Consider the following 6190-nt stretch of genomic DNA (forward strand, 5'->3'; position numbering starts at 1 on the left):
GATCACCTACTGGTTTTTGGCGGGCGTGCTGTGTGGGGACTCTGCCAGAGCATCCAGCGCATCCAGAATGCCGTCCGCTCCAGGATTGATTGCCATCGGTGAAACGTAGCTCCAGGCGACCACCCCCTCCTTGTCAATCACGAACAACGCACGCTTACAAACTCCAAGGTGGGAATCGTACACGCCATACTGTCGCGCCACCGCTCCTTTGGGCTCGAAATCGGCAAGCAGGCTGAAGTGAAACCCACGATCTTTGACGAAGGCCTGATGACACCATGCGCTGTCGACGGAAATACCCAGCAGCGTCGCGCCGTACTCTCTGAAGGTGGGAAGCACCTGATTGTACAAGGTCAGTTGGTCGCCACACACCGAGCTCCAGTCAGCGGGGTAGAACGCCAATATTACGGGACTTCCCTTTAGCTCGTGCAGGGACAGCCGCTGATCGGGCGTTGCGTACAGGGAGAAATCGGGGGCGACAGTGCCGGCTGGAAGTGGTCCTTGAAGCAGGCGGTCGGTCGTTTCTTTTGCATCATCCAATGCTGAAGTGTTCATTGCTTGAGCCCTGATAGGTGGGGTGGGTTCTGTACAGCCGGATACGACTCGCCCGGCGGGGTAATTCCATCCACCGTCAAGGGGTTCAGAATGGCGAAGAGGCCTCGTGACAAGCCTGAGTGTCTTCGGCTGCGAGAGTATGGCCGCATTACGAGCACGAGGTGATCCGCCGTGCTTTCGCGGAATGGGGGTTGAGGCCAGGTTGGCAGCGCAACGGCTGATTTGATCTGACGCACCAATGACTATAGTCGCTGTAGGCACCTGCCCGCCGAAAAGAGACCCGCGGTAACGTCCAGACTCAGCCGCGTCCCTGAGGCTGCAAAAAGGCGGCAGGGACGGGTTGGAGCCTTGTCGGGCTTGCTTAGCCGGGCAGCTTAGCCGCAAGCACGTCAACCTTCTCGATTGACGGCGGTTCGGCAAACAGCTCGGCAGCCTTTGCCATAAGCGCGGCGGCGACCTTGCCCGAAAGATGAGCCTGTCGGCCTGCTTCATCCGGGAAGGCGTCAAAGATGCCAAAGGTGGAAGGTCCCAAGCGGATGGCGAACCAGGCCGTGGTGGCTGGCTCCTCCGCCACGATTGCAAGACCACTCATTAAAAAGCTCTCAACCTCTTTCTCTTTCCCGGGTTTTGCTTCGAGACGAACGAACAACGCTACGTTGACCATGACGTGTCTCCTCTTGTTATGACCAGGTCATCATGCGCCATGCTTTCCAGTAAGCCCAACGGGATATTTGCCGACTTGCCAGCAAGCTCCAGCGTCGTGGGGATGGAAGATAGCGTCGAGTCATTCCGCCGGCAGAGCAAACGGCCAGAAGCAGACGCCGGACTGCCTCGTCACCCGTCATTAGCTGCATCCAGCCCATTTACTCGACAGCGGCGCCCTTTCCCTCAGCATCCGATGTTCAAGACGCAGACCAACTGAACGGCCGGTCAGCGATGAAACTCTGGATGGCTCAGGAACGCTTCGAGGGCGGCAAACGGCATCGGTCTGGCGAAGTGATAACCCTGAAAAATATCGCAGCGACTGCCTTTCAGAAATTCCATTTGGGATGCCGTTTCCACGCCTTCGGCGACCACAATGAGGCTGAGGTGGTGGGCCATGGAAATAATGCCCTGGGTGATCGCTGCATCGTGATGATCGGTAGCGATTTCCCGGATGAACGAACGGTCGATCTTGATCTTGTCGATCGGCAAACGCTTGAGGTAGCTGAGGCTGGAAAAACCGGTCCCGAAGTCATCGAGTGCAATGCGCACCCCCAATGTCTTGAGTCGGTGCAACGTCTCGATCGCCTGTTCAGCGTTATGCAACAGCAGCGACTCGGTGATCTCCAGCTCCAGTTGTTCACCTCGCAGACCGTGTTTCTTCAGCGTGGCCTGGACATACTGCACGAAATGGCCACGCTGAAAATGCATTGGTGAAATATTGACGGCCATCGAGATGCCCGCGTTGCCCTGCTCGTCCAGCTGTCGCAACTGAGCGCAGGCCGTATCGAGCACCCAAAGGCTAAGCGGGATGATCTGACCACTGTCCTCGGCCACCGGAACAAACACCGCTGGGGGGATAAGTCCCTTTTCCGGATGCTCCCAGCGCAGCAACGCTTCGATCCCGACCACACGCCCGGTACGTGCGTCGATCTGCGGTTGATAATGCAGCTGTAACGACTGAGTCTCGATAGCCTTTTGCAGGTCATTGCGCAGCCTGGCGTGCTCGCAAACGCGCTGATTCAGGTCGCGGGTGTACCACTGAAAATTGTTGCGCCCTTGTTGTTTGGCTTTGTACATGGCCATGTCAGCCTGTTGGATCAACTGCATCGGCTGCTCAAGGTGACCATCGCTCAGGGTGATACCGACACTTGCGCTCACGTGCAGGTCGATGCCCTGGATGCAGTAGGGTCTGGCAATGCTGGCCATCAATCGCTCGGCCACTGGCACGACGTCCTCATCACGCAGCAGGTCCGGCAGCAGAACGATGAATTCGTCACCGCCCATGCGCACGATCGTCTCCGCGGGCCTAACCTGCTCGGCCATGCGTCGCGCTACCTCGATCAGCACCTGATCGCCAAAGTAGTGCCCGATGGAATCATTGATGGATTTGAATCCATCCAGATCAATGCACATTACCGCCAGCCGCCGCTTTCGCAGACGACTGAGGTGACAATCCAGAATAAGCTGGTCTTCAAGCGACACACGGTTAAGCAAGCCGGTCAATTGGTCATGGCTGGCGTTGAAACTCAACTGGCGCTCGAAATGCTTCTGATCGCTGATGTCACGGGCAATGCCAAACACACCAACGATCTCGCCGTTGACCATGATGGGCAGGTTCGAAATGTCCATGGTCAACAGTTTTTCATTCTCGTCTCGAAGCCGTGCCTCGAAGCGTTGAGGGGCTCCGGCTCGCGCTGCGGAAAAATGCTGACTGACCCGCATCAGGTCTTCCTCAGGCACCAGACGGGAAAAGTGATGGCCAATGAACTGGGTTGCAGTCTGCGGCTTAAGCTTCAGGCCTGCGGGATTCACACTCTGGATGTTGCCGAGCAGATCGAGCGCGAACACCGGGTTGGGGTTATAGGTGAACAGTGAACGAAAGCGTTGCTCGCTCTCCTCCAGGCGCTGACCGTCACGCTCATGGCGGATTGCGATGACTGCCAGTTGGGCGGCGCAGGCAAGTTGTTGAATCTGTAATTCGTCTGGCGTATGGGTGCGATTCTGATACAGGGCAAATGTGCCCAATACGCTGCCTTCATGGGAGAGCAAAGGAACAGACCAGCAGGAATGCAAGTTATGCCCAAGCGCCAGGCTGCGGAAACGCTCCCAATTCGGATCTTGAGCGATGTCTTCAGTGACCACCATTTCGCGCCGGAACGCTGCCGTGCCGCAGGTGCCTTCCCGTGGACCGATCGCCATTCCATGGATCGCCTCACTGTACTTGGCCGGCAGGCCGGGCGCTGCGCCGCTCAGCAAGTGCTTGCCCTCGGCGTCAGTGAGGAGAATGGAACAGAACGTATCGGGGCTCTGGGCGTTTTGCATCTGGCAGATAGCGCTAAGTATTTCGTCCAGATGTTGGTCGCTTGCGATCATGCCGAGAATGTCACGTTGCGACTCGGGGAACGTATTGCTGTGAAAATCGGGACGAGTATTCATGGTGGTTCCTGAAGACTCTCGAGGTCGTCCGGTCTACAGAGAGCCAGAAATAGCGGGCGGCCGATCACTGTCCACTAGTGCGTCGGTCGCGCACTGTAGGCAGCTGCGCCCCGCTGAAGAAAGGCTCAGACGTGACATAAAAAGCAGTGTCAGATTGATGCCGTTTGGCGGTGAACGGACCACGACCATTCCGCCGATGTGATCGCCCTCTGCCCGAACGTTCATCGTGAAGCGCACTATCAAAGGTACGAGGCAGAGGTGCGCGAATTTCCTCACCATGGCCCAGGGTTTTACCTGATCGTCACCTGTTCGAGACGTGGCTCTGGTCAATTTCTGGGTGTCGTAACGCGCAGCAATTGTCCCCCTGAAAGCAGAAGCACCCTCGACTTTAGTAGCGCAACAACCGTAAAAACCATCGAGTGAAAAAAGCCGCCTAAAACTGCAGCAACATAAGTGCGCGAACTGCTGGTGGTCTCGGATGCCGAAAATTCGTTCTACGGCTACGGTAAGTGCCAAATACGACTATAGTCACTCGTGAGCCAGGGAGCATCCAGCCGTTATGTTACATGCCTGGCCCTCAATCCAATACCGCGAAGACACGGAGGATTTCCTCGTGCTTCTTCATGCGAAATTTCTACGTTCTTGCTGCTGAAAACACTTAGGTTCAGGTGGAGATAAAGGCCTCGTTTCTTTTGTGAATCCCCTGATGGTGGATTGAGTTATCCCGCCGGGCACGTTGTATCCCGCTAAGCACGCCCCCACCACCCATCTATCAAGGTTCAGGCAATGGATACTTCAGCATTTGGTGATGCAAAAGAAGCGAAAGACGATCTGGTCCGGGGGCCGCTGCCAGCGGTCTGCGGTCTGCGCCGACTAAATGACCTAATAGCGCCGTATTAAGCCGCGTGAATAGCATCCCAGCACTTTACACTGACGGACCTTGCTGTATAGGGGTTCCAGAGTTCACCGCAATGAGTCAGATGATTGAGCTTTCGTTAGTGAGTGGGTGATGCCAGACAGTGACGTCGGCCGGCCATCATCTACACCGGGGCTGAGGACTAACCAACGTTAGTTCCCTTCTACATTAAAGAGGTGTACGCGGAGCCAGCAGCGAATGAAATCTTTGAAGTATTATGAAAAAAATCGACACGCCACATGGCTGGAGTTGTTTTTTGACCTGATTTTTGTCGTTACAATAGGAAAGGTGACGCATACGCTCGGACATCTTCATCAAGGGCACTATGAACGTGAGCAATTATGGAGCTTCTTACTGCTTTTTGTTCCGTTATGGTGGATCTGGTCAAGCCATACTATTTACTCCAACAGGTTTGATACAGACGGCAACCTTCACCGTCTTTCAACATTATTTATAATGTTATTACTCATTGTGCTATCCGCACGGATTGGCGAAACACTAGAGGTGTACTACCCGCTTGTTATCACCTGCTATGTGGGTATACGTGCCATCATCAGCATCATGTACATTTCGACCATAAATACTGTCGACGACCGTAGCGAATTCGCCTCCAGGCTTGGCTTCGCCCTTTTAGTCAGCTCAGCTATCAGTCTCTCATCCATTATTTTTGACCCACCCATGCGTTACCTCGTAGCTTACATTGGAATTTTTCTTGATATTCTGCTTCCTGTTTTTTCCTGGAGCGAAACAAAACCATTGCCAGCGCATACAGAACACTTGGTTGAACGATTAGGCTTACTCACCCTCATCTTGTTGGGCGAGTCAGTGATCAGCCTTTCTGGAGGGTTATCTGACATTCAATGGAATCCTTATAATGTAATGGCAGCAATCACCGGATTTATCATGATTTGCAGTATATGGTGGATCTATTTTGATAGCTTTTACCTGCTGAGCAAAAATGAAAGCAGCATGAGTGGGCACTCCTTAATCTACTCGCACCTTTTCCTGTTCTTAGGGCTGGCCGTACTGGCCAATTTGATCAGGCACGCAATCTTGAACGACATTGCGATACATGATTTCCAAATGATGTCAGTCATCGGCATGGTCTTATTTTTCTTAGGTAAGCAATATGGTTACTTCATAGCCGCCCCTAAAATTAGGAAATACATTCTTGAAAACACGGTGATCGTTTTTTCTTTAGGTGGCTTAGCTATATTTCTGCCTCGTGTCGAGTACATATTGATCGGTCTAACATTCACCATGATCGGATATGTTTTGCTGAATTTCAGGTACCGTTAAGTCATTCTTGTTAAACCATAGCTTGGGAGGAGTTCCGCGAAACCCTGCCGACAAAGTCGAGCAACCCGCCCGAGAGCAAGAAAGTGGATTGATCGATGTACCAATCCAACTGCCCTAGGTAATTCGTACGCGGTGCAAGAACCTGCCCTTCATGAAGGGCTATTTTGGGTCGGAAGCGGCCGACCGTGGGCTGACTGCTTTCGGCCCAGAGTGTGTAAAAACACTTTCAAGTTGCTGGTGAGTTAGCCCATGGCTTCTGGTCGTTGCGATATTCCAAGCGTT

Annotated in this window: 4 protein-coding genes; 1 reads left to right on the plus strand and 3 read right to left on the minus strand. The window is 53.7% G+C overall.

Features of this window, described 5'->3' with window-relative positions:
• Positions 1 to 6: 6 nt before the first annotated feature.
• The 3 genes from ACWKWX_RS10420 to ACWKWX_RS10430 form a co-directional block, all read right to left on the minus strand.
• Positions 7 to 552: a redoxin domain-containing protein gene (locus ACWKWX_RS10420; protein WP_483827730.1), complete on the minus strand. Its 546-nt coding sequence runs from the start codon at positions 550 to 552 to the stop codon at positions 7 to 9.
• Between the two features lie 361 nt (positions 553 to 913).
• Positions 914 to 1216: a putative quinol monooxygenase gene (locus tag ACWKWX_RS10425; RefSeq protein ID WP_192067712.1), complete on the minus strand. Its 303-nt coding sequence runs from the start codon at positions 1214 to 1216 to the stop codon at positions 914 to 916.
• Between the two features lie 266 nt (positions 1217 to 1482).
• Positions 1483 to 3693: an EAL domain-containing protein gene (locus ACWKWX_RS10430; protein WP_483827731.1), complete on the minus strand. Its 2211-nt coding sequence runs from the start codon at positions 3691 to 3693 to the stop codon at positions 1483 to 1485.
• 1114 nt (positions 3694 to 4807) lie between these two features.
• Between ACWKWX_RS10430 and ACWKWX_RS10435 the strand changes: the two genes are divergently transcribed.
• On the plus strand, positions 4808 to 5908 hold the full coding sequence (locus tag ACWKWX_RS10435) for a low temperature requirement protein A (RefSeq protein ID WP_483827732.1): 1101 nt from the start codon (positions 4808 to 4810) through the stop codon (positions 5906 to 5908).
• Positions 5909 to 6190: the final 282 nt, after the last annotated feature.

Source organism: Pseudomonas imperatae, from assembly GCF_057128625.1.